General features: G+C 66.0%; 20 protein-coding genes and 1 tRNA gene. 7 read left to right on the top strand and 14 right to left on the bottom strand.

From position 1 onward, the window contains the following. Window position 1: 1 nt before the first annotated feature. Window positions 2-1186, bottom strand: a complete 1185-nt coding sequence (locus tag F9K20_RS13705) for an acetyl-CoA C-acetyltransferase (RefSeq protein ID WP_291002716.1) — start codon at window positions 1184-1186, stop codon at window positions 2-4. A gap of 236 nt (window positions 1187-1422) precedes the next feature. On the opposite strand from F9K20_RS13705, the gene phaR reads away from it, so the two are divergent. After that, window positions 1423-2049: a polyhydroxyalkanoate synthesis repressor PhaR gene (gene phaR, locus F9K20_RS13700; RefSeq protein WP_291002714.1), complete on the top strand. Its 627-nt coding sequence runs from the start codon at window positions 1423-1425 to the stop codon at window positions 2047-2049. Between the two features lie 88 nt (window positions 2050-2137). Here phaR and F9K20_RS13695 read toward each other — a convergent pair whose 3' ends face one another. The 3 genes from F9K20_RS13695 to mtgA all read right to left on the bottom strand — a co-directional run bounded on the left by F9K20_RS13695 (window position 2138) and on the right by mtgA (window position 4685). Further along, window positions 2138-2548 (bottom strand): hypothetical protein, encoded by a 411-nt coding sequence (locus F9K20_RS13695; protein WP_291002711.1) that lies wholly within the window; start codon window positions 2546-2548, stop codon window positions 2138-2140. A 133-nt stretch (window positions 2549-2681) separates the two neighbouring features. Further along, window positions 2682-2867 carry a 50S ribosomal protein L32 gene (gene rpmF, locus F9K20_RS13690; RefSeq protein WP_291002708.1) on the bottom strand — a complete coding sequence of 62 codons (186 nt, stop codon included), beginning with the start codon at window positions 2865-2867 and terminating at the stop codon, window positions 2682-2684. A gap of 192 nt (window positions 2868-3059) precedes the next feature. Then, window positions 3060-4685, bottom strand: a complete 1626-nt coding sequence (mtgA, locus tag F9K20_RS13685) for a monofunctional biosynthetic peptidoglycan transglycosylase (RefSeq protein ID WP_291002705.1) — start codon at window positions 4683-4685, stop codon at window positions 3060-3062. 97 nt (window positions 4686-4782) lie between these two features. Between mtgA and F9K20_RS13680 the strand changes: the two genes are divergently transcribed. Then, the gene (locus tag F9K20_RS13680) at window positions 4783-5682 is read left to right on the top strand and encodes a polyprenyl synthetase family protein (RefSeq protein ID WP_291002702.1); all 900 of its coding nucleotides are present in this window, start codon (window positions 4783-4785) and stop codon (window positions 5680-5682) included. Window positions 5683-5744: 62 nt separating this feature from the next. Here the strand turns inward: F9K20_RS13680 and F9K20_RS13675 are convergent, their stop codons facing one another. From F9K20_RS13675 to F9K20_RS13650, 6 genes are all read right to left on the bottom strand, one after another. After that, window positions 5745-6434 carry an outer membrane protein gene (locus F9K20_RS13675; RefSeq protein WP_291002699.1) on the bottom strand — a complete coding sequence of 230 codons (690 nt, stop codon included), beginning with the start codon at window positions 6432-6434 and terminating at the stop codon, window positions 5745-5747. Between the two features lie 181 nt (window positions 6435-6615). Continuing rightward, window positions 6616-7128: an EF-hand domain-containing protein gene (locus F9K20_RS13670; protein WP_291002696.1), complete on the bottom strand. Its 513-nt coding sequence runs from the start codon at window positions 7126-7128 to the stop codon at window positions 6616-6618. Between the two features lie 30 nt (window positions 7129-7158). Then, window positions 7159-8445: a flavodoxin-dependent (E)-4-hydroxy-3-methylbut-2-enyl-diphosphate synthase gene (gene ispG / locus F9K20_RS13665; protein ID WP_291002693.1), complete on the bottom strand. Its 1287-nt coding sequence runs from the start codon at window positions 8443-8445 to the stop codon at window positions 7159-7161. A gap of 72 nt (window positions 8446-8517) precedes the next feature. Beyond that, window positions 8518-9327, bottom strand: coding sequence for an iron chelate uptake ABC transporter family permease subunit (locus tag F9K20_RS13660; RefSeq protein WP_291002690.1), 810 nt, complete (start codon window positions 9325-9327; stop codon window positions 8518-8520). Continuing rightward, the gene (locus F9K20_RS13655; protein WP_291002687.1) at window positions 9327-10190 is read right to left on the bottom strand and encodes a metal ABC transporter ATP-binding protein; all 864 of its coding nucleotides are present in this window, start codon (window positions 10188-10190) and stop codon (window positions 9327-9329) included. The genes F9K20_RS13660 and F9K20_RS13655 overlap by 1 nt, the downstream gene beginning before the upstream one ends. 31 nt (window positions 10191-10221) lie before the next feature. Beyond that, window positions 10222-10725 carry a Fur family transcriptional regulator gene (locus F9K20_RS13650; RefSeq protein ID WP_291002684.1) on the bottom strand — a complete coding sequence of 168 codons (504 nt, stop codon included), beginning with the start codon at window positions 10723-10725 and terminating at the stop codon, window positions 10222-10224. Window positions 10726-10955: 230 nt separating this feature from the next. On the opposite strand from F9K20_RS13650, the gene F9K20_RS13645 reads away from it, so the two are divergent. From F9K20_RS13645 to F9K20_RS13635, 3 genes are all read left to right on the top strand, one after another. Beyond that, window positions 10956-12110, top strand: coding sequence for a thiolase family protein (locus tag F9K20_RS13645; RefSeq protein WP_291002681.1), 1155 nt, complete (start codon window positions 10956-10958; stop codon window positions 12108-12110). Between the two features lie 292 nt (window positions 12111-12402). Further along, window positions 12403-15621: a hypothetical protein gene (locus F9K20_RS13640; protein WP_291002678.1), complete on the top strand. Its 3219-nt coding sequence runs from the start codon at window positions 12403-12405 to the stop codon at window positions 15619-15621. Window positions 15622-15785: 164 nt separating this feature from the next. After that, window positions 15786-17144 carry a VWA domain-containing protein gene (locus tag F9K20_RS13635; RefSeq protein WP_291002676.1) on the top strand — a complete coding sequence of 453 codons (1359 nt, stop codon included), beginning with the start codon at window positions 15786-15788 and terminating at the stop codon, window positions 17142-17144. A gap of 102 nt (window positions 17145-17246) precedes the next feature. Here the strand turns inward: F9K20_RS13635 and F9K20_RS13630 are convergent, their stop codons facing one another. The 3 genes from F9K20_RS13630 to F9K20_RS13620 form a co-directional block, all read right to left on the bottom strand. Next, window positions 17247-18095: a fumarylacetoacetate hydrolase family protein gene (locus tag F9K20_RS13630; RefSeq protein WP_291002673.1), complete on the bottom strand. Its 849-nt coding sequence runs from the start codon at window positions 18093-18095 to the stop codon at window positions 17247-17249. Between the two features lie 175 nt (window positions 18096-18270). Further along, window positions 18271-18411, bottom strand: a complete 141-nt coding sequence (locus F9K20_RS13625) for a hypothetical protein (RefSeq protein WP_291002670.1) — start codon at window positions 18409-18411, stop codon at window positions 18271-18273. A 232-nt stretch (window positions 18412-18643) separates the two neighbouring features. After that, a tRNA-Ser gene (locus F9K20_RS13620) sits at window positions 18644-18733 on the bottom strand. Between the two features lie 526 nt (window positions 18734-19259). On the opposite strand from F9K20_RS13620, the gene F9K20_RS13615 reads away from it, so the two are divergent. Both F9K20_RS13615 and F9K20_RS13610 read left to right on the top strand, forming a co-directional pair. After that, window positions 19260-19499 carry a hypothetical protein gene (locus F9K20_RS13615; RefSeq protein WP_291002667.1) on the top strand — a complete coding sequence of 80 codons (240 nt, stop codon included), beginning with the start codon at window positions 19260-19262 and terminating at the stop codon, window positions 19497-19499. A gap of 706 nt (window positions 19500-20205) precedes the next feature. After that, window positions 20206-20562, top strand: coding sequence for a hypothetical protein (locus F9K20_RS13610; RefSeq protein WP_291002664.1), 357 nt, complete (start codon window positions 20206-20208; stop codon window positions 20560-20562). Between the two features lie 82 nt (window positions 20563-20644). Here F9K20_RS13610 and F9K20_RS13605 read toward each other — a convergent pair whose 3' ends face one another. Further along, on the bottom strand, window positions 20645-20857 hold the full coding sequence (locus F9K20_RS13605; RefSeq protein ID WP_291002661.1) for a hypothetical protein: 213 nt from the start codon (window positions 20855-20857) through the stop codon (window positions 20645-20647). Between the last annotated feature and the right edge of the window lie 13 nt (window positions 20858-20870).

Below are 20870 nucleotides of genomic sequence, written 5' to 3'. Positions count from 1 at the left end.
ATCAGTCGCGCTCGACGCACATGGCGATGCCCATGCCACCGCCGATGCACAGCGTAGCGAGGCCCTTCTTTGCGTTGCGGCGCTTCATCTCGTGTACGAGCGTCGTCAGCACGCGCGCGCCCGAGGCGCCGATCGGGTGGCCGATGGCGATGGCACCGCCGTTGACGTTGACCTTGTCGGTATCCCAGCCGACGCCCTTGTTGACGGCGCACGCCTGCGCGGCAAAAGCCTCGTTGGCCTCGATAAGGTCGAGGTCCTTGGGCTGCCAGCCGGCCTTCTCCAGCGCCTTCTTGGAGGCGGGAATGGGTCCCGTCCCCATAATCGAGGGATCGACGCCGGCCTGCGCCCACGAGACGATGCGGGCGAGAGGCTTGATGCCGCGCTTCTTGGCCTCGGCGGCGGTCATCAGCACCACGGCGGCGGCGCCGTCGTTGATGCCCGAGGCGTTGGCGGCGGTGACGGTGCCGGCCTTGTCGAAGGCGGGTTTGAGCTTGGCGACGCTGTCGAGAGTGGCGCCGTCGCGGATGTACTCGTCATCGGAGACGACGACGTCACCCTTCTTGGTCTTGATGGTGACGGGCGTGATCTCGTCCTTGAACTTGCCGGCCTTCTTGGCGGCCTCCGCCTTGTTCTGCGAGGCGACGGCGAGCTTGTCCTGATCCTCGCGCGTGATCTGCCACTGGCGCGCGACGTTCTCGGCGGTGGTGCCCATGTGGTAGCCGTTGAAGGCATCCCACAGGCCATCCTTGATCATCGTATCGACGAACTCGAGGTTGCCCATCTTGGTGCCATTGCGCAGATGCGCGGCATGTACCGACTGGCTCATGCTCTCCTGGCCGCCGGCGACAACGATGTTCGCCGACCCCGACTGGATCTGCTGAGCGCCGAGCGCGATGGCGCGCAGGCCCGAACCGCACACCTGGTTGATGCCCCAGGCTGGGCTGTCGACCGGAATGCCGGCGGCGATGGAGGCCTGCCGCGCCGGGTTCTGCCCCTGGCCGGCGGTGAGCACCTGGCCGAGGATTACTTCGGAGACCTCGCCCGGCTGCACGCCGGCCCGCTCGATCGCCGCCTTGATGGCGATCTTGCCGAGCTCATGGCCGGGCAGGCTCGACAGCGAGCCGTTGAACGAGCCGACCGGCGTCCGCGCCGCGCTGGCAATGACGATGGTGTTGTCGTCGCTCATCCGAAAAGGCGCCTCCTCAAGCGCAAAGATCTCATTGGGCCGTCCCGCGCCGCGCGGACGCTGTCCGTCCTCGGGGCCCTGGCCGGCCGCGGTGTAAACCACGTATTACCAAAGCTTAGGCTTGCCGCCAGCTAATGCGCCATCTGGCCCCTACGGTCAACACAAACGGCTGGCACCGATAGGTGGGGGTGTGTTACGCTGCCGCAGTGCAACAACCTTCTCTGGCGGCTCCTGCAATGTTGAACAAACCCGACGCGCCTGCCGACAAAAAGGAAGCGGTTGTCATAAAGAAATATGCCAACCGCCGTCTCTACAATACGGAGACGAGCACCTACGTCACGCTCGAAGATTTGGCGGCGATGGTGCGCTCGGATCGGGACTTTGTCGTCTACGACGCGAAAACGGGCGACGACCTGACACACTCGGTCCTTACGCAGATCATCGTCGAGCAGGAGAACCGCCAAGGCGGCCAGACGCTGCTGCCGGTTCCGTTCCTGCGCCAGCTCATCCGCTTCTATGACGACAGCATCGGCCGCATGGTGCCGGGCTATCTGCAGTTCAGTCTCGAGAACCTCGTCAAGGAGCAGGAAAAGATCCGGGCGCAGTTCGCCACCGCATTCTCCAACCCGGCCGCGGCGTTCGAGGTCTATCAGGACCAGGCGCGCAAGAACATGCAGATGTTCGAGCAGGCACTATCGATGTGGAGCCCGTTCACGGGCATGCCAGGCAAGCGTGGCGAGGGCAAGGGCGATAAGGCCGCGCCGGAGGCGAAGGCCGCCGATCCGAACGAGATCAGCGAGCTCAAAGCGCAGCTCGCGAACATGCAACAAAAGATCGACAAGCTGTCGCAGGACCGCGACTGAGCGTTCAACGAAGCACTGACAAAAGAAGCGATCGCCAGAGCGATCGCTTTTTCATTTCAGGTGCGAGCGCCGGCGGCGCGCCGCTCGGTCAGTGCTCGACGCCGCCGATGGAGAGATCGCGCCGCGCCACGCGGATGCCGATCGTAAAGCCAGCAACGACGTCGATGGCGGTGGCCACCATGACGAGGAAGAACGTCGACGTTGCTGCCTGCGGCACCAGCAGGAACTCGACGAGGCAGGCGATGAAGACGAGCATCGAGAGGCCGTGATCGACGAGCGAGGCTGTGCTCGTGTAGGTCGCTTTGATCAGCTCGCCGAACAACAGGAACAGCGTGACAAGGATGATCAGGTCGCCGACCGTGAAGCGCCAGACGCCGCCGCTGAGCATGTTCAGCTCGAACAGCGCGCTGTTCAGGACATCCGTGCCGCCCGACAGGAACACCACCGCGTTATAGAGGATGAACGCGAGGACAATGGACGGAATCGACCTGAGCGACATAACGCATTCCCCCTGTTGAGCCGGGCACGGTCAGCCTTGGCAGACCGTTTCTGCCACGCGGGCATTGCCGCTGCAACGCCGAAAGGGCGCTTGGCGTGCCATCCCAGCGACACGCTGTCGCCGCCGCATCAGCTCAGACGTCGGCCTTCGGCGCGAGGATCTGACGACCGCGGTACTTGCCGGTCTTGAGGTCGATATGGTGGGGACGGCGGCGCTCGCCGGAGTCCTTGTCCTCGATATAGGTCGGGGAGGTGAGCGCGTCATGCGAGCGGCGCATGCCTTGCTTCATGCGCGAGACTTTCTTCCGCGGAACTGCCATCGTCTAACTCCGTGCTGAGTCCGGGTGGTGCGGGGCTAAATGCGCCGCGCTCGGGCCTTCGCAAGCCCGTCCAAACCCCGGCTATGGGAAGCTCAAATCCTATCGACACCCCGCACGGCTCATCCGGGCCGGGGCGCGCGTGGGGCGCCTTATAACGACATTCCGGGGGGAGTGCCAGAGCCTTGGCGAGCCTTAACGGCGGCGATCGACGCAAAAGGAGGCCTCGCGGTTCCTCGCTGCGCGGGCTTGGATCACCGAGGCCCGGTGCGCGGTGCGTGGGCTCGGAGAGCCGGCATCACGCACGATCGGGTTGGGCAGGACGACCGCCAACTGGGCCGCTTGACGCGTGCTGAGGCCTGCGGCCGAGCGGCCGAAGTGGGCCCGCGAGGCAGCCTCGGCCCCGAAGATGCCGGGGCCCCATTCGACGATGTTGAGGTAAACCTCGAGGATGCGCCATTTCGGCCAGGCCAGCTCGATGGCGAAGGTGAGCGGTATCTCGATCAGCTTGCGCAGATAGCTCTTGGTGGGAAGCAGAAACAGGTTCTTCGCCACCTGCATGGTGATGGTGCTGGCGCCCCGTGGGTACCCGTCGGTGGCGCGACGAATGGCGTTCGCAGCCTCCACGAAATCGACGCCCCAGTGCTGACAGAAGCGGCCGTCCTCGGCGACGATCACGGCGCGCGTAAGGTTGGGTGAGATGCGCTCGAGCGGCACCCATTGTTTGTGGATCGGCGTACCGCTCACCCATTGCAGCGCCATCAACGCCGAAACCGGTGGGTTGATGAAGCGGTAAGCCGCAATCAACAGCAGTACGGCGATGAACCAGCCGCAGAAGACGAGAAAGGCGACGTTGGCTGTCCGACGGACCATGTCCCGGTAGTCGCGCGCGGGCGCCTGCTGCGTGTTGGGCGACGCGACGGCAGCGCTGCGCAGCGCCGGTTCGCTGCGCTCGAACGTCGGCTCGCGGCGCATCGGGCGCGGCGGCGACCAGGCAGCCGCGATATCGTGCTGAAGCCTTACTGATTGCGCCGGAGGCGCCAGATGTGGCGTCGATTGGGGTTCGGGCTCGGGCTCGGGTTCTGGCTTCGATTGGTATGGCTCATGCGCCACCGGCCCAGCGCGGACCGGCTCGTGCAAGACCGGCTCCGCGAGAGGCGGTTCGGCAGCGGCCGGTTCGTCGCGCGGCGGCACTTGCTCGATGGGTGCGGGCGCCGCTTGGGGGATGATCGGCGGGCGCCGATCGGATGGCGGCAGCACCGCGAATGGAACCGGTTCGACAGTGAAGTAATTCGCTTCTGCCGGCTCGGCGGCTGGATCGGCAGCCGAAGGCGGTGTCGTCTCCAACGGATCGGGCCACGGCGTTTCGATGAGCGGCTCTGCCGCGGCGGATGGCCCATCGGGGCTAGCAGGCGCCGATATCTCCTCTGGTTCAGCGGGCGTGCTTTGCGCTGATGGCTGCTCCGCTGGCGACTTACCCGGCGTTGGCGGGGTCAGCGCTTCCTCCAGGACGTGCGTCCAACTCGGGACCGGCTCCTCGGAAGGCGGCGCGTCGGCGGCAACCGGAGTGGGCGGCTGGTAGTCGACGGCATGCGCGACATCGACCGGCGCCTGCGGATACCGTCTCACCGGCTGCGTCGTCTCGCGGTCCAACGCCTCAAAGTGGGCGCGCTCGATCGTGTCGGGCTCAGCCTCCGCCGGCGAGTCGACAGGGCTCTCGTCCGGAGGCAAACCTGTGCCGTCGGCCGCCGGTTTCGCTGGCTCTGAATTCGCCGCAGCCGTATTGGCGACGGCCGGCCGAGGAGGATCGGACCTTTCCATACTGTGCTTGCATCGCCCCGGTGCTATATCCGCAGCGCTGTCGCCCGCCGCCAAACGGCGTGAGGCGGGCCGGCCCGACGCTAGTAGGTAATCCGAAATGACGTTCGTGCAAAGGCTCGGCGCCGCCGCGGGGCATATCGAGCGGCGCCTCACCGAATTGCTCGCAGAATGCGGGCCAGAAAAGGGCGAGCGCCTCGGCGCGGCCATGCGCCACGCGCTGCTCGACGGCGGCAAGCGCTTCCGCCCTTTCCTCGTCATCGAGAGCGGGGGGCTGTTCGGCCTCGAGGCACCGGCCGTGCTCGATGCGGCGGCGGCATTCGAATGCGTGCACTGCTATTCGCTCGTTCACGACGACCTACCGTCAATGGACGACGACGACACGCGGCGCGGGCGCCCGACGGTGCACAGGGCGTTCGACGAGTGGACGGCAATCCTTGCCGGCGACGCGCTGCTGACACTCGCTTTTGAAATCGTCGCGCGTCCGCAGACGCATGCCGATCCGGCGGTGCGCACCGAGCTGGCGCGCATTCTCGCACACGCAGCCGGCGGACGCGGCATGGTGCTCGGGCAGATGCTCGACCTCGAAGCGGAAAAGCGCGGCGAGCCGCAGCAGCTAACGGCTGAGCACGTGCGGCGCCTGCAGGGCTTGAAAACCGGCGCCCTTATCGCGGCCTGCTGCGAGGCGGGCGCCGTGCTGGCGCATGCTTCGGACGAGGAGCGCGCCGCGCTCAAGCGTTACGGCGAGGGTCTCGGTCTGGCGTTTCAGATCGCCGACGATTTGCTCGACGCGGAAGGCGATGCCGCGGTGATGGGCAAGGCGGCGGGGAAGGACAGCGCCGCCGGCAAGGCGACGCTCGTCTCGCTGATCGGCATCGTCGAAGCGCGCGCACGACTGACCGAGGCGGTGGGCCGTGCTGCGCGCGAGCTCAATCGCTTCGGCGCTCGCGCGACACCTCTCATCGAGGCAGCGCAATTCACGGCAAGCCGCGGATACTGAAGCACAAGAGCAAGAAAGGCACCGCTCGGTGCTCGAGCGACGCCTTGTTGCCCCGTTCGACTTCAGAAGCGGTAGTTTAGGCCGACGCGCGCGGTATGAAAGTCGGTCTCGGTAGTGTAGGTGCCGGCGGGGCTCGACAAGGTTTGATCGCCAAGATCGACGTAGAGATATTCCGACTTCAGCGACCAGTTCGGCGCAAACGCCCATTCGATACCGCCGCCGAGCGTATAGCCCGTTTCCCAATCGTCGCTGGTCAAAGTTGCGCCCGGCGCAGCGACACTCTGATTGAGGTCGGCGAACGCCCAGCCGCCGGTGACATAGAGAAGTGCCGGGCCGGCGGCGTAGCCGATGCGGCCACGCAACGTGGAGAACCACTCGATGTCGGTGGTGACGTTCGTAAGCCCGCCGCTCAAGGTCGTCGTATCGCTGATATCGGCGCCCTGCAGATCGGCTTCGAGGCCGAGCACCAGGGCACCGAACTGTGCGTTGTAGCCGATCTGACCGCCGCCGAACCAGCCGTCGGGGTTGAGCGCACCGCTGCCACCGCCGCTGAATGCGGCACCATTGTCATTGCCCCATCCGTAGCCGGCATTGGCGCCGAAGTAGAGCCCTTGCCAGTCCCAGGGCCCGGCGCGCACCGGCTCATAGATGGGTTCTACCGGCGGCGGCGGACGGTAGGGTCCGAGGTCGGCCGCGAGGGCGGCGCTCGACCACGCACCGGCGGCGATGCCGGCCAACAGGACTTGTTTCATGGCGAGTAATCCCCGTTGGTTTGCTAACCGAGCGGCAAACGCGGGTCTCGTTGCGGAGTTCCCGCGAACCGGCCATGCGGGCGGTCCGGTGTTGGGGGAAAGCTATGTGCGACCAATGACCTAAGCTTGGCGATGCGTGGGCCGGATGGCCCCACATGGGGCTAAATGAAGGAGGCTGCCGTTAAAGCCCGGGGCCACCTTTGTCCTTCTCGCGCGGATCGCCCGACTCCGGCTTCTTGGAATCGAAGATCTGCTCGGTGTGGGCGCGCGCGCCGGCAACCTGGCTCGCCGTCAGCCTGCACTCGTTGCTCTTGTCGAGCAGCGCAAAGGCGCGGTTCGGTTTGTCGACGAACTCGGTGCGTGCAACTTTGCCGTCGCCGTTGGCGTCGTAGTAGCCGAAGTCGACGGTCTCGAACATGCGATCGGTGGAGATGACCTTGGCATACTCGGTGCGATCGAGGCTGCCGTCATGATTGGCATCGGCGCCGTCGAACAGCTCGGCGGCATAGGCCTTCCACTCCTCGCAAGTGACCATGCCATCGCGATTGCGGTCCCAGCTGCCGGCGGCGGAGAGGAACACGCGATCAGTATCGGGCAACGACGATGTTCCAGAGCAGGCAGCAAGGATGAGCAGCACGCTCGCTGAAGCTGCACGCGCGGCGAAGCGAGAGGCGAGCATTGTTGTTCTTGTCATTGTCGTTCCCCCAAAAGGCGCGACCGCGCCTCAAGCCCTATGCCGTTCCGGCGGCGGAGCCTCGACCGATGCCGACGCGCCGAATCGGCGCTCGATATAGTCCTCCACGATTTTCTGGAATTCAGCGGCAATGTTCGGCCCGCGCAGGGTTGTCGACTTCTTTCCGTCGACGAATACCGGGGCGGCGGGGGCCTCGCCGGTACCGGGAAGCGAGATGCCGATGTCGGCGTGCTTCGATTCGCCCGGGCCGTTGACGATGCAGCCCATCACCGCAAAGTTCAGCGTCTCGACGCCGGGATAGCGCCGCCGCCATTCGGGCATGCGCTCCGAGATCATGTCCTGCACATTGCGGGCCAGCTCCTGGAACACAGTGGAGGTCGTGCGGCCGCAGCCGGGACAGGCCGTGACGACCGGCATGAACGACCTCAACCCCATCGACTGCAGGATCTCCTGCGCCACGCGCACCTCCAGCGTGCGGTCGCCGCCCGGCTCGGGGGTCAGCGACACACGGATGGTGTCGCCGATGCCGGCCTGCAGCAAGAGGCCGATGCCGGCGGTCGAGGCGACGATGCCTTTCGAGCCCATGCCAGCCTCGGTGAGGCCAACGTGCAATGCGTAGGCACTGCGCGCAGCGAGCATGGTGTAGACGCTGACGAGGTCCTGCACGGCAGAGACCTTGGCCGACAGGATGATGTCGCCCGCGGTGAGGCCGAGCTCCTCGGCGCGAGCGGCAGAGATCAGCGCCGACTGCACGATGGCCTCGTGCATGACGGCGCGCGCGTCCTTGGGCTCGGCGGAGCGGGCGTTCTCGTCCATGAGCCGCGTCAATATCTCTTGATCGAGCGAGCCCCAGTTGACGCCGATGCGCACCGGCTTCTTCCAGCGCAGCGCCGTGTCGATGATGGCGCCGAACTGCCGATCCTTCTTATCCTTGAAGCCGACGTTTCCGGGATTGATGCGGTACTTGTCGAGCGCCTCGGCAGCGGCTGGATTGTCGGCCAGCAACGTGTGGCCGTTGTAGTGAAAGTCGCCGACCAACGGCGCCGTGACGCCGCGTTGCGCCAGGCGGTCGCGGATGTGCGGCACCGCTTTGGCCGCCTCGTCGCGATCGACGGTGATGCGTACAAGCTCGGAGCCGGCGCGGGCGAGTGCCGCCACTTGCGCCACCGTCGCCTCGACGTCGGCGGTGTCGGTGTTGGTCATCGACTGCACGGCGATGGGCGCACCGCCGCCGACCGCTACACCCGCGACGCGGACGACATGCGATCTGCGCCGAGAGGCGATGGGTTCGGTGGCCGAAGCCTGCATGGCTCTCATTTCCGCCAGTGGCACCAAGCGTCTAACTAATCCAGCGCCCACAACTTGGCCAGAGGGCGGCGCCACTCCTCCCTACGGCCCCCGCGCCCCCGGGCGCCCAAAAGCGGCCCAGCTGAGCGACAGCCCGGCCACGATGGACATGACGATCACAATCGAGGGTCCACCGGGGCTGTCGACTGTGGCGGACAGCCACAGTCCGACGATGACGCTCGCCGCCGCGATGAGGGCGGTTAACAGCACCATGCGCTCGGGCGTGCCCACCAGCGGCCGGGCGGCGACCGCCGGCACGACGAGGAAGGCCATGACGAGCAGGATGCCGACGATCTTCATGGCAACGGCGATTGTGACGGCGAGCAACACGATGAACACCGTGCGCACCGTCTCGCGATCGACACCCTCGGCGGCGGCCAGTTCCTCATGCACAGCCAGACGCAACAGCGGCTGCCACAGCCAGGCGACGACGGCGAGCACTGCGGCTCCGCCGATGACGATGACCGCGACGTCGGTGGCGGTGACGGCGAACACGTCGCCGAACAGGAAGCCGGTGAGGTCGACCGGCGCCCCCTTGATCATCGAAGTGGCGATGACGCCGGCGGCAAGCGCCGCGTGATGCAGGAGCCCGAGGATCGAGTCGAGCCCGACGAGCCTCTGGCGGCCGAACCAGAGCAACAGCCCAGCGACGGCCAGCGCGACGACAAGCACGCCCCACGTAACATCCATCTGTAACGCCAGCCCAAGCGCGACGCCGATGAGCCCCGCCTGCGCGACCGTCTCGCCGAAGTAGGCAAGGCGCTGCCAGACGACGAAGCAGCCGAGCGGCGCGGCGACGGCGGCGAGACCGAGACTGGCGATGAGAGCGCGGACGAGAAACGGCTCGAGCACTACTTCTCTCCGCCTGCAGGATCGTCCGCCGCTTCTTCCGTTACCGGATGCGGAACACCGGCGAGGTCATGGCTGTGATCGTGGCGGTGGCGATAGACGGCAAAGGCGCGCGCCGCCTCAGGACCGAACAGGCGCCCGTAGGCGGGATGCTGCGCCACCGCCTCGGGGACGCCGGAGCAGCAAACGTGGTGATTGAGGCAGATGACGCGGTCGGAGCGCGCCATGACGATGTGCAAGTCGTGTGAGACGAGCAGCACGCCAAAGCCGGCCGCATCGCGCAGCTTGCCGATCAGGTTGTAGAGATCGGCCTCGCCGGTGTAGTCGACGCCCTGCACCGGCTCATCGAGCACCAAGAGATTCGGCCGACGCAGAAGCGCACGCGCCAGCACCACGCGCTGTAGCTCGCCGCCCGACAGCTCGCCGAGCTGCTGGTGACGCACGGACGTTGCATCGACGCTCGCCAGCATGCTGCTGATGCGGTCTGCGCTGTCATCGCTGCCGAGCATGAGGAAGCGCTCGACCGTCATGGGGATGACCGCATCGCTATCGAAGCGTTGCGGAACATAGCCGATGCGTAGATCGCGGCGCCGACGGACCTCGCCGCGATCGGGCTTCTCCAGGCCGAGCAGCACGCGCACCAGCGTCGTCTTGCCGGCGCCATTGGGTCCGATGAGCGTGACGATCTCGCGCTCATGAATGTCGAGATTGACGTCGATGAGCTGCTCGCGGCCGTTGCGAAAGATGCCGACGCCGCGCGCCGAGATGAGCGCGGTCGCATCGAACGGCGTGGCATCTGGCGCACGCCCATGCGCATGCGCGCAGACGTGACCGCGACCGTGGCCGCACGGCTGTGATGCCGCCATGGCCACTCCATCGCTCTCCGGCATCGGCGGTTTAGTCCTTCTTAGCCTGGCAACTGCGGCACAGCCCGGAGACCTCGACGAATTTCACCCGCGGCTGAAACGACGCCTCACGCGAGAGGCGGTCAATGGTGTCGAAGATGCCCTCCGAGTCGACCTCCTGCACGGTGTTGCACTTCTCGCATGACAGGAAGATCGGGCGGCGGCCGGTACGATGGTCCAGCCGGCGGCAGGCGAAGAACGCGTTCTTGCTTTCCAGCCGGTGGATGACGCCGGCCTCGAGCAGCGCATCGATGGCACGGTAGACGGAGATCGGCGCCAGGCGGGTGCCCTTCTCGGCCAGCTTGGCAAGAATGTCATAGGCACCGATCGAAGCGTGCGTAGCGGCGATCTCCTCGAAAACGTCCTGGCGCAGTTTGGTAAAGCGCAGGTTCTTTTCGGTAAATGCCTGGTTAGCTCGTTCGACGGCTTTTGCCAATTTGCGCTCCGCCTGGGTCAACGACGACGCACTATGTTGCTTGGCGGTGGCCTCGGTCATCGTTTCATCCCAAGCGTTTCTGTTTGAGTCACTGTATACCAGAGCGCCTGCGCGGCATAGGCGGATGCGGGAAACGGATCATAAACCTACCCGCGCGCCATCCCTTTTCCGCCACCATCATATGGTTGCTAGCCGGCACCGGACAATGGAAGTCGGGAGCCGGTGCCGGACTGTGGCGCCATGTCGAAGCTCTCTCGCGTGTCAATTTTCGAGAGCCATAAACAGCAAATATGCCTTCTCAATCCGCGTATATCGTCGCGGCCAGGCGCACTGCTATCGGTCGCGTCGGCGGCCTGCACAGGAACCGGCGCATCGAGGAGCTGTGCGCGCCGCTCGTCGGTGTTGCATTGCAGGATAGCGGTCTCGAGCCTGCGCAGGTCGACGAGCTGATCGTCGGCAACGCCACGCAGGGGGGCAACCCGGCGCGGCTTATCGCGCTGGCCGCGGGGCTCCCCGAGACGACACCAGCAGCCACGCTCGACCGTCAGTGCGGCTCCGGCCTCGATGCCATCCTCGCCGCCGCGCGCGCCGTGTCGCTTGGCGATGCGCAGACCATTGTCGCCGGCGGGGCCGAAGCAATCTCCATGGCACCCTGGCGCGTGGCTAAGCCGCGCAGCCTGCAGCAGCTTCCCCGCTTTCTCAGCCACGAGCCGGGCTCCGGCGACGAGCGCGAAGGCCCGGCCCACATCGAATCATCCGAAGCGCTGGCGGCGGAGCTCGGCATTGGCCGCGCCGAGCAGGACGCCTACGCGCTGCGTTCGCATCTCAAGGCCGAGCAGGCGCGCGAGGGTAAGCGCTTCATCGGCGAGATCGCCCCTCTGCGCGCCAACGCAGAAGAGGCGCGCGACCAGAGCTCCGTGGCACCCGACTTCAAGGATTTGGCGCAGCAGGCTCCCTACCTGCCCGATGGCACCCTGACGCCCGGCAACACCTCGAGCCTGCATGACGGGGCGGCGATGGCCGTAGTTGTATCGAAGAGCGTGTGGGCCTCGCTCGGCAAGCCGCGCGGCTTGCGCCTCGTGGCACACGCTGCGCGCGGCACGGCGCCTGACAACGAGGCGGCCGCACCCATCGAAGCGATGCAGAAATTGAAAGCCGGCTTCAACGGTTACAGGCCTTCCGACATCGGCGTCATTGAGATGAGTGAGTCCTCCGCCGCCCAGGCGATTGCCCTCATCCGCAGCCTTGAGGTCGATGAGGACCTCGTCAATCCGGATGGCGGCGCGTTGGCTCGCGGGCACCCGTTCGCTGCTGCGAGCTCGGTGCTCGTGGCGCGACTTTTCACCCGCCTCGCACGCGGTGAGAACAAGGGACCGCCGCTCGGCATCGCGACGCTGGGCGTCGCCGGCGGCATGGGGCTCGCGGCCCTGTTCGAAGCTGTCTAACGCCGCAACACGCATTGAATAATCGGCGAGGCGCGACCGTCGCCGCCGAGCTCGCGCGCAGGTGCCGCTTGCACCGACGGGGTGTCGACCCCAATTCTCTCCAGCGCGCGACGCTCGACAATCCTGGCCCAGTCGGAGAGCCCAAAATCAGGTCCTCGTGCATGGGATCGCCGCAATCCTGCCCCGAAGTGGCCAGGAGCTGTGGTCATCGTGCATCGTCGCGTGACCTTTGCGCCGCTGTGAAATCGCGGCATGCTGGATCCGGCGTCAGCCGGCTAAGCGGGAACTGTATATGGACGTGAAGCAGGCTTTGGACGCCGTAATGGCCAACCCGGCCGCCTACGCGCGCAGCATTCTCCTGACCGTTGTGGTGATCGCCGCCCTCATTGCTCTGTTCAAGGTGGGGCCGCGGCTGTGGCGCGTTATCGAGGAGGTGTTCTTCACCTACTGGCAGCTCGCCATGCTCGGCACGGCGGCCGTCGCCCTCTCCCTGGCCGGCGGCTGGACCACCTGGGACGGCATGACGAATTTCACCGGCGAGCCGGTGTTGTCGTTCATGTTCACCTTCGGCATCCACGGCGTGATGCTGATCGTCGCCTGGCTGATCGGCGAGAGCTTCGCCACCGGCATGAGCACCGTGCCACGCTCGGGCATTGCTCGGGTGACCGCGCCGCTGATCGTCGTCATCGGCCTTGCCGTGGTGCTGCTCGCCGCCGCTGTCGGCTTCTACCAGTGGAAATACGGCATCGAGGCCGACTACTGGATCAAGGCGCTTACCGCCGCCGGCCTCATCTTCGGCGTGCTCGGCTTCATAGCCGTGTTCGCGCGCACCGATGTCGTTGCGCCGTACGCGCAGGCGCTGCGCATCATGGCCAAGAACTCGATGCTGTGGGTGATGTTCCTCGCCTGCATGTCGACCTCGGTGTTCTTCTCCTTCGACAGCCGCTTCAACGTCGTCTTCCCCCAGGACCAGCGCGAGCGCGTGTCGGAGATGCGCGCCACCAACCAGGTCTCGGGCATCATCGCCGACATCGGCACCACCATCGCCAACCAGGAGCTGGAGCAGACCTCGGCGCTGTTCCAGAGCGAGGGCTGGCACGCCTACGAGGGCCAGCTCGACCGCCTCGCAGGGGCGGCGCAGGGCTCGACCGGCGAGATCGAGAAGTACTTCAACGACCAGATCGAAGCGCGCAACCGCGGCATCAAGGAGCAGCAGGAGCGCATCACCACGGCGCAGAGCGGCCAAGCCGGCATCGCCGGCAAGAAGACGTCGCTGACCGACGAGCTCGCCCGCCTCGAAGGCGATCGCGCGACGCTCGCCGCCGACTACGCGGCAACGAAGACCGAGCTCGACAGCCGCGCCAAGGCGATCGACGCCAAGCGCGTCGAGGCCATGGCCGAAGGTAAGGGCGTCGAGGGAACCCTCAAGGAGGGCCGCGGCCCCGTCTACCGCCAGCTCATGGGCGAGCTGGGCAAGATGCAGGCCGCCTACAAGATCCAGGACGACCGCGTGAAGGACGCCAAGAAGCGTCTCGACACGGCGGAGGCGCGCATCTCGCAGATCAAGCGCGAGCTGGCCTCGATCGACGGCGAGCTCGCCAAGTACAAGGGCGAGGAGGAAACCGCCGCGCAGCGCATCCGCATGGTGCAGGAGAATATTGCCGGCGAGGACGCCAGCCAACGCATCGACCCCGGCCGCGTGCTGCCCGCCTTCGAGACGGCACGCGCCGAGTTCCGCCAGCGCCCCGATGCCGCGCACCTCGCCGAGGTGCAGCAGCGCTGCTCGCAGCTCTACAGCGCCATGTTCGCGGCCGACGTGACGAAGCCGAAGGTGGCCGGCATCGACTGCGACCCGAAGCAGGCGAGCGAGGCGGCGGCGGCGTTGTTCACGCTGCAGGCCGGCACCAAGGCGTTCAATGCCAATTGCGTCGGCGGCGACAAGCTCGCCGCGCAGCGCTCGACGGATGCGTTGTTCGGCTTTGCGGTGAAGTGCCTTTCCGACAGCGGCCTGCCCAGCCGGCAGACGGACGAATTGCGCACCAAGATCAGCTTTGCCGAGATGAATCGTGACGACAAGGCGCATCGCTTCGTCGTCTCCTGGAATGCCTTCCAGGACGGCAACCGCTTGGCCTACCTGGCGCTGGCCATCGCCATCGGCATCGATAGTCTCATCTTCATGACCGGCCTGTTCGGCGCCAACGCGGTGCGCTCGCCGCTCGCCGACGTGCCATCGGCAAAGGGCCGCAACTCACAGCAGCTCGAGGCCATCGTCGAGAACGCGCTGCTCCCCGACACGCTCGACAACGCGCGCGCGACGCTCAACGCCATGCGGCCGATCACCAATGCGTCCGGCTTCATGGCCGAGGTGCGCCCGGAGCTGCTCGATGCGCACGCCGAGCGGCAGGTCTTGGGCGTGCTCAACGCCGGCGCAACCATCAACGCCGTCGAGTACGATGAGGCGCAGGGCCGCTATCTCGTGCGGGCCGAGCTGTACGAGTTCCTCTCCATCGTCGCCAAGCGCTCGTTCGAGGCCGACAAGGCCAACGTCGATCTGGCCGAGCTAGAGAAGATCGTCGGCGTGGCGCTGCTGCCCGACATCAACCAGAACGCCGAGACGGTGCTGCACTACATGCACCCGATCGACGAGGACCGCGGCTTCACCGCCGAGATCAATCTCGGTGAGGTGGCGGACGAGCACAAGCGCACGGTGCGCTCGACGCTCAACGCCGGCGCCACCCTGGGGCGCGTGCAGCGGCGCGGCAAGAACGCCCACGAGTTCTGGATCCACCGCGACCTTTACAAGACGCTGGCGCGCATCCGCGCGCGCACGCTGTTCTCCGACTACGCGCGTCCGCGGATCGGTCAAGGTGGCGAGCGGCGGGGCAGCCTCATTCCCGACTCCACGCGGGCTATCGAGCACAAGCCGGCCAAGGCTCTCATCGACGACGAGCCCTCGACCGAGATCCGCGAGGGATTCCTCACCGAGCTATTGGCGGCGTTGAACATCAAGCCCGAGGCGTGGGGACGCGTGTCGGGCGCCGCCTATGGCGCTGCCATTGCCGCCAACGATGCGTTCGGCCGCGCGCGGCGCGTCAACTCGGCGCTCGATTCGGTGCTGCGCAAACGCGAGGACGAGGCGCGTCTTTCGTTCGACGAAGCATACAGGCTGCTCAAGAGCAAACTGAAGCCGCAGGCGAGCTGGGATCAGCAGCTGCTCGATGATGCCTATCAGGAGCTCGATCAGCACTGGGCCGTGCTCATGCTGCTCCCAAACGGGCCTTACGAGTCGCTCCTGCAGGACCTTGTCGAAAGCTTGGAAGCCGATGCGGGCGCGGGGCGGCTGTCCAACGATCAGGCGGCGCTCTATGGGGCCGCGCGCACACTGGGTGACGCTCTACGGGCGAGCGCGCGCAGCAATGAAGCCTCCTGGCGCCGCTTGGAGATGCGGTTTGACGAAGTTCCACGCGCCGAAGCGCGCGTCGCTGGAGACGGCAGCCGCACGCTGAACTAACGCCGTCGCCTTCGCCAATTCCGTGCCCCGCGTTGCGCCTCGGCAACGCGGGGCATTCCCTTTTTTCAGCCATTGCGGCGACGCCGTTTCGCCATCGCCCGAGCCCGCTTCCGCCGCGGCAGAGCATTAGCTTGGCGGCTCATTTCAGTTGAGGAGATATTGCGATGTCGAAGATCCGTACCGCGGCGCTCGTTATTGCACTCAGCGCCTCCTTCTTGCCCGCCCCAGGCGGGGCCGCCGAGCTGAAGCTCGAAGCCGATCTCGGCCAGACCGTTCTTTCCGCCTCCAAGCCCGGCAACGTCTACCTGCGTCTCAGCTTGAAGAGCCTCGCTGCCGGCAAACGCGAGAAGCGTACGCCGGTCAACGCGGCGATCGTCATCGATCGCTCCGGCTCCATGCAGGGCGAGCGCATCGCGGCCGCCAAGGAGGGCGCGCGCGTGGCGCTGAAGCGCCTGTCGTCCGACGATACCGTCGCGCTCATCGCCTACAATCACGAGGTGGACGTGCTGAGCCCGGCGGCACCGTTGCGCAATTCGCGCGACAAGCTGCTCGAGGCCATCGACCGGCTGCACGCCGACGGCACCACGGCGCTTTACGATGGCGTCAAGGAAGGCGGACGGCAGGTCGAGGAGTACGTCTCCGACAACAACGTCAACCGCGTGATCCTGCTCTCCGACGGCCTTGCCAATGTCGGCCCGTCGAGCCCCGGCGAGCTGGCCGAGCTCGGCCGCAAGCTCGCCAGCAAGGGCATCTCTGTCTCGACCATCGGCCTCGGGCTCGACTACAACGAGGACCTGATGCAGCGTCTCGCCGCGGCTTCCGACGGCAACCACGTGTTCGTCGAGCGCCCGAGCGACCTCGCCGAGATATTCGACCGCGAGTTCGGCGACGCCCTCTCGGTGTCGGCGCGCGACATCACCATCATCATCGAGTGCAGGGCGGGCTTCACGCCGAAGCGCATCCTCGGCCGCGACGGCAGCGTCGACGGTAACAAAGTCACGCTGAAGCTCAACCAGCTGCAGGCGGACAACGAGCGCTACGTCGTCGTCGAGCTCGAGGCGCCAGAGGGGCGCACCGAAGGCGCCGCCGATGTCGCCGACGTATCGGTCACCTACGTCGACCTCGACAACGGCGGCAAGCCGGCGCGCGCCGAGGCCAAGCCCAGCGTGCGCTTCTCCTCCAATGCCAAGGAAATCGAGGACGGCCTCAACAAGCCGGTGATGAGCCAGGTGACGCAGCAGATCGCCACCGAGAACAGCGAGCAGGCGGTGGAGCTGCGCGACAAGGGCGATATCGAGGGCGCGCGCAAGGTGCTGGAGGAGAACGCCGAGTACATCAAGCGCTCGCGTGACGTGTACGCCTCCGGCGCGGCGCCGGCTCCGACGGCATCCGTCGGCGCACTCACCGACCTCGAGAACAAGAGCCGCGAGGCGGCGGGCAGCCTCGGGGCCGGAGACTGGGACCGTACGCGCAAAATGATGCGCCACGACCAGCACAAGGCGAAGGTGCAGCAGGCCTATTGACGACGGCGCGTATTGCTGCGGTGACCCGGAGGGTCGGACACCGCCATCCTGTCATTCTCGGGCTTGTCCCGAGGATGACAGTGGAGGGACCGCGCTCGCCCCTTACAGCTTGAAGGGGACGACCTTGGAGCGCTGCTCGCCCAGCCCCTCGACGCGCAGGACGAGTTCATCGCCGGGCTTCAAATACTCCGGCGGCTTTTTGGCCGAGCCAACGCCCGGCGGCGTGCCGGTGGTCACTACGTCACCCGGCTCCAGCACCATGAACTGCGTGATGTAGGAAAGCAGGAACGGGATCGAGAAGATCATCGTCGACGACGAGCCCGTCTGTTTGCGCTCGCCGTTGACGTCGAGCGACATGGCAAGGTTGTGAACGTCCGGGATCTCGTCCGGCGTCGCCAGCCACGGCCCCAGCGGCCCGAACGTCTCCGCCGACTTGCCCTTCACCCACTGCCCGGCGCGCTTCACCTGGAAGCGCCGCTCGGACACGTCGTTGCACAGGCAATAGCCGGCGATGTGCGCCATGGCATCCTTCTCCTCGACATAGCGGGCTCGCGTGCCGACGACGAAGGCGATCTCCACCTCCCAATCCATACGATCGGAGTTCTTCGGATACATGATGTCGTCGTTGGGCCCGACGATGCAGTTGGCGAGCTTGTTGAAGAGGATCGGCTCGACCGGGATCTCCTGCCCGGTCTCCTTGGCGTGATCGGCGTAGTTGAGGCCGATGGCGATGAACGAGCGCGTGCCGGCGATGGGCGGCCCCAGACGGACGCCGGCCGGCGCCAGTGGCAGCGTATCAGGGTCGAGGGCGCGCAGCCCGTCGAGCGACGCGGGCGACAGGGTCGCTCCGGTGAGGTCTGGGATGTGGCTGGAGAGGTCGCGGACGTTGCCGTGGCTATCGATGAGGCCCGGCTTTTCTGCGCCAGGCTGGCCAAAACGCACAAGCTTCATGAAGTCAGCGCTCGCAGGTAGGTGAGATTGAGGGCGGGAGGCGGGTAACGAAGTACTCGCTATCGCACTCTGCAGCCGCCGGCAACTCACAGGGGCACCTGCGCATCTGGCCGGCGAACGCTCAGCCGCGTCAAGCGCGATGCTACTACGGGTCTTTCGACCTTGCCTGAGCTGCTCAAGCAAAGAAATACGCGAGCAACGCCAGAATGAGCAGCGCGTGCGCAGCCGTAGCAAGGACCGCGAACACAAAGCCGCGGTAGGTCCGATAGTGATAGCGCAGATCGGCATCGGTGACAGTTTCGATAGGAAATGCCATCGGCTTTCCTCCTGCTGCCCTCCGCATTAGGCGAACCAAGGGCACGCGCCCTCGGTTCCCAACAGCTGTGTCGCGGCGAAGCTGATGGCCGCTTACTTGGCACCTGAGCCCTTTGCCGGCCCTGCCCCGCCGCGCTGCACGGAAACGAATGCCACGGGCAGGTGTTCCCCCGCTCCTCAGCAATCGCGGCGGCTGGCCTTGGCGGGCGAGCTGTCGAAAGAGGGCAGGCCGTTGGCGGAGAGGGTGGGATTTGAACCCACGATACCCTTGCGAGTATGCCGCATTTCGAGTGCGGTGCTTTCAGCCACTCAGCCACCTCTCCAAACCTGTCGCCCAGGCTGTACGCGCGGCGAGCATTTGGGTCGGCCGGCGGCGCCTGGAAGTTCGGAACGGTGCTCTTAAGAGAAACGCGTGGGCCTGACAAGCCTCAACGGTAGGCGTCGACGGCTGCCTGCTGGCGGCCCGGGGTCGAAGCGGCATGCACCTGCCGGAGCGCGCAGTGCTCGCGCTCCAAACGCTGCAAAGGCCGGCAGCTTGTCCGAGCGGCAGGCCTGGGCCGCTCTCAGTCACCCTGCTCGATGTAAATCTCGCCGCCACGCACCGTCACGAAGTACCGGTCCGGCTCGCTCAGCAACTGTACGATTTCCGTCAGCATTGGAGGGCTCCTTGATGTCCTGATGAGCCGACCGTAGCGGCGCCGCGTGGGCCTGCCTGTTCCCTCGGGTACAGTCCGACGACGAAAGTGCAGCCCGCGCAGGGGATTGCGGGGATAAACCCGGCTCGCAACTGGCCCGCGCGGCACCACCGGCCACAAAATGCCTCAGTCACGGTGAGCGGAGGGCAGTGCGATGCTAAACACGCAATCACTCGAATGGCTGATGGCTTGTGAGCGGCTGAAGGACGAGGTCACCGCGGTCGAGAAGCAGTGCGAAAGCATCCTCGGCCGCTTCGAGCACCTGCAGCGTGAACCGACGGCGGCCGAGCGCGATGCGCGCCGCCAAGCCTACCTCGACAACCGGGCGCGGCTGCGCGCTCTCAACAGCTCAATCGAGGCTATCAATGCGCGGCTGCGGGCGCGCGCCAGCTAAGCCATCGCCATTGAATCTGTGACGGCATTGCGCGGCGTTCCCAGGAATGCCGCGCTTTTCATTTGGGTAGAAATTGCCGATCGGAATTACGCCATCGGGGCTGCGAAAAGACGCCAGATCTCGCCCATCACATTGCCGAACAAGAATGCGGTCCACAGGTAAAGGCCGACGCCGGCCCACCAATGGCGATCATGTGACCGCGCCATGCTTTCAACCCGCTCCCGGCACGCTGCTGCGCACTCGGATGCAACCAATTTCAGTGCCTCTGTCACAGTCCCGTCCCTCCACCGCCGCGCAAAGTAGAGTCTCAGCGCGTCGTGGTTAACGCATTGCCAATGCGCCATTTATTTTCATTCTCCAACCGGCCGATCGGGGGTGCATGTACCGCCATGCACCAGGCTTTCGAACCGCAGGCCCCCTGGGTGGGAAATGCACAATGAGGCGCTGGCATGTGCATAGCGTGCAAAACGCCGGGCGGCGCGTTGGTGGGCAGATGCCGGCATGGTAGCAAATTGGCCGTCGCCTTCGAATGTGAAGAGGTGGTAAATTGAAAGCGTCTTGTCTTGCTATTGCATTTCTATTGGGATCGCTCCCGGTAGTTGCCGATGAATTGCCGCAGACAAGTAATGCGTGGCGTGCAAGCGAGGCCGCTCTGGCGCAGCCGGGCAGCTTCCAGTGGACAGTTGTCGACGAAACGGGCCGGGCAATGCCCCAGACCGCGACCGGGCTGAATGCCCGTGGCAAAGACGCTCCGGCGCGGGCCGCGCTGGCGCAAATGCGTAAGGAAACCGCCCGCCTGCTGGACGAGGCTCGACGGTCGTCCGTCAAAGTCGCGCGCATCCGCTACGATCTGCGCGTGAGATGCATCGTGGAGCAGGTCGCCGCCGAGCCGGACCCGCTGGCGAATGTCGCCATGCCGTGGATCTGGGGCGCGCCAAGCGAGGAAGAGGCAGCCAACGACACGGTCGAAATGTGCGAGGTCGACTACTCGCAGAAGGTGCGGTCACAGGCTGAGCCCGAGCCGCAAATGCGAGACTACACGGTGTCACTCCCCGTCGAGTGAATAATCGCAATCCCTTTGGTCTCTCGGGAATTGCGACTTGAGAAGCGCGCCGGGCCCGCGGGGTGTCCCGGCGCGCTGTGCTTTAAGGGCGCCGCCGACGCCGCGCCCAGTAGATGGCGAAGATGCCCATCCACAGCAGCAGCGCCACCACGTCGAGCAGCGTCGAAAGCTCCTTCAAGGCGTGCTGCCAGGGCCGGTCGGGTGCCCCAAGCCAAATGGCCGCGCTAACCAGCACGCCGGCCACGAGGCACAGCCCGGTCAGAACCCAGATCAGACGTACGGCGCGGCGAGTCATGCGGTGATCATAG

The organism is Hyphomicrobium sp. (assembly GCF_009026145.1).
Taxonomy (GTDB): Bacteria; Pseudomonadota; Alphaproteobacteria; order Rhizobiales; family Hyphomicrobiaceae; genus Hyphomicrobium_A.
The sequence above is the reverse complement of the archived record's forward strand: the minus strand, read 5'-3'. Positions and strand labels throughout refer to the sequence as shown.

Excerpts from the sequence above, each read along its gene's own strand:
- F9K20_RS13610 (WP_291002664.1), top strand. The coding sequence starts at position 20,206 with ATGCCCCAGACCGCGACCGGGCTGAATGCCCGTGGCAAAGACGCTCCG.
- F9K20_RS13605 (WP_291002661.1), bottom strand. The coding sequence starts at position 20,857 with ATGACTCGCCGCGCCGTACGTCTGATCTGGGTTCTGACCGGGCTGTGC.
- F9K20_RS13625 (WP_291002670.1), bottom strand. The coding sequence starts at position 18,411 with ATGGCATTTCCTATCGAAACTGTCACCGATGCCGATCTGCGCTATCAC.
- F9K20_RS13615 (WP_291002667.1), top strand. The coding sequence starts at position 19,260 with ATGCTAAACACGCAATCACTCGAATGGCTGATGGCTTGTGAGCGGCTG.
- F9K20_RS13630 (WP_291002673.1), bottom strand. The coding sequence starts at position 18,095 with ATGAAGCTTGTGCGTTTTGGCCAGCCTGGCGCAGAAAAGCCGGGCCTC.
- ispG (WP_291002693.1), bottom strand. The coding sequence starts at position 8,445 with ATGAGAGCCATGCAGGCTTCGGCCACCGAACCCATCGCCTCTCGGCGC.
- phaR (WP_291002714.1), top strand. The coding sequence starts at position 1,423 with ATGTTGAACAAACCCGACGCGCCTGCCGACAAAAAGGAAGCGGTTGTC.
- F9K20_RS13670 (WP_291002696.1), bottom strand. The coding sequence starts at position 7,128 with ATGACAAGAACAACAATGCTCGCCTCTCGCTTCGCCGCGCGTGCAGCT.
- F9K20_RS13695 (WP_291002711.1), bottom strand. The coding sequence starts at position 2,548 with ATGTCGCTCAGGTCGATTCCGTCCATTGTCCTCGCGTTCATCCTCTAT.
- F9K20_RS13705 (WP_291002716.1), bottom strand. The coding sequence starts at position 1,186 with ATGAGCGACGACAACACCATCGTCATTGCCAGCGCGGCGCGGACGCCG.
- F9K20_RS13680 (WP_291002702.1), top strand. The coding sequence starts at position 4,783 with ATGACGTTCGTGCAAAGGCTCGGCGCCGCCGCGGGGCATATCGAGCGG.
- F9K20_RS13650 (WP_291002684.1), bottom strand. The coding sequence starts at position 10,725 with ATGACCGAGGCCACCGCCAAGCAACATAGTGCGTCGTCGTTGACCCAG.
- F9K20_RS13675 (WP_291002699.1), bottom strand. The coding sequence starts at position 6,434 with ATGAAACAAGTCCTGTTGGCCGGCATCGCCGCCGGTGCGTGGTCGAGC.
- F9K20_RS13645 (WP_291002681.1), top strand. The coding sequence starts at position 10,956 with ATGCCTTCTCAATCCGCGTATATCGTCGCGGCCAGGCGCACTGCTATC.
- mtgA (WP_291002705.1), bottom strand. The coding sequence starts at position 4,685 with ATGGAAAGGTCCGATCCTCCTCGGCCGGCCGTCGCCAATACGGCTGCG.
- F9K20_RS13635 (WP_291002676.1), top strand. The coding sequence starts at position 15,786 with ATGTCGAAGATCCGTACCGCGGCGCTCGTTATTGCACTCAGCGCCTCC.
- F9K20_RS13640 (WP_291002678.1), top strand. The coding sequence starts at position 12,403 with ATGGACGTGAAGCAGGCTTTGGACGCCGTAATGGCCAACCCGGCCGCC.
- rpmF (WP_291002708.1), bottom strand. The coding sequence starts at position 2,867 with ATGGCAGTTCCGCGGAAGAAAGTCTCGCGCATGAAGCAAGGCATGCGC.
- F9K20_RS13655 (WP_291002687.1), bottom strand. The coding sequence starts at position 10,190 with ATGGCGGCATCACAGCCGTGCGGCCACGGTCGCGGTCACGTCTGCGCG.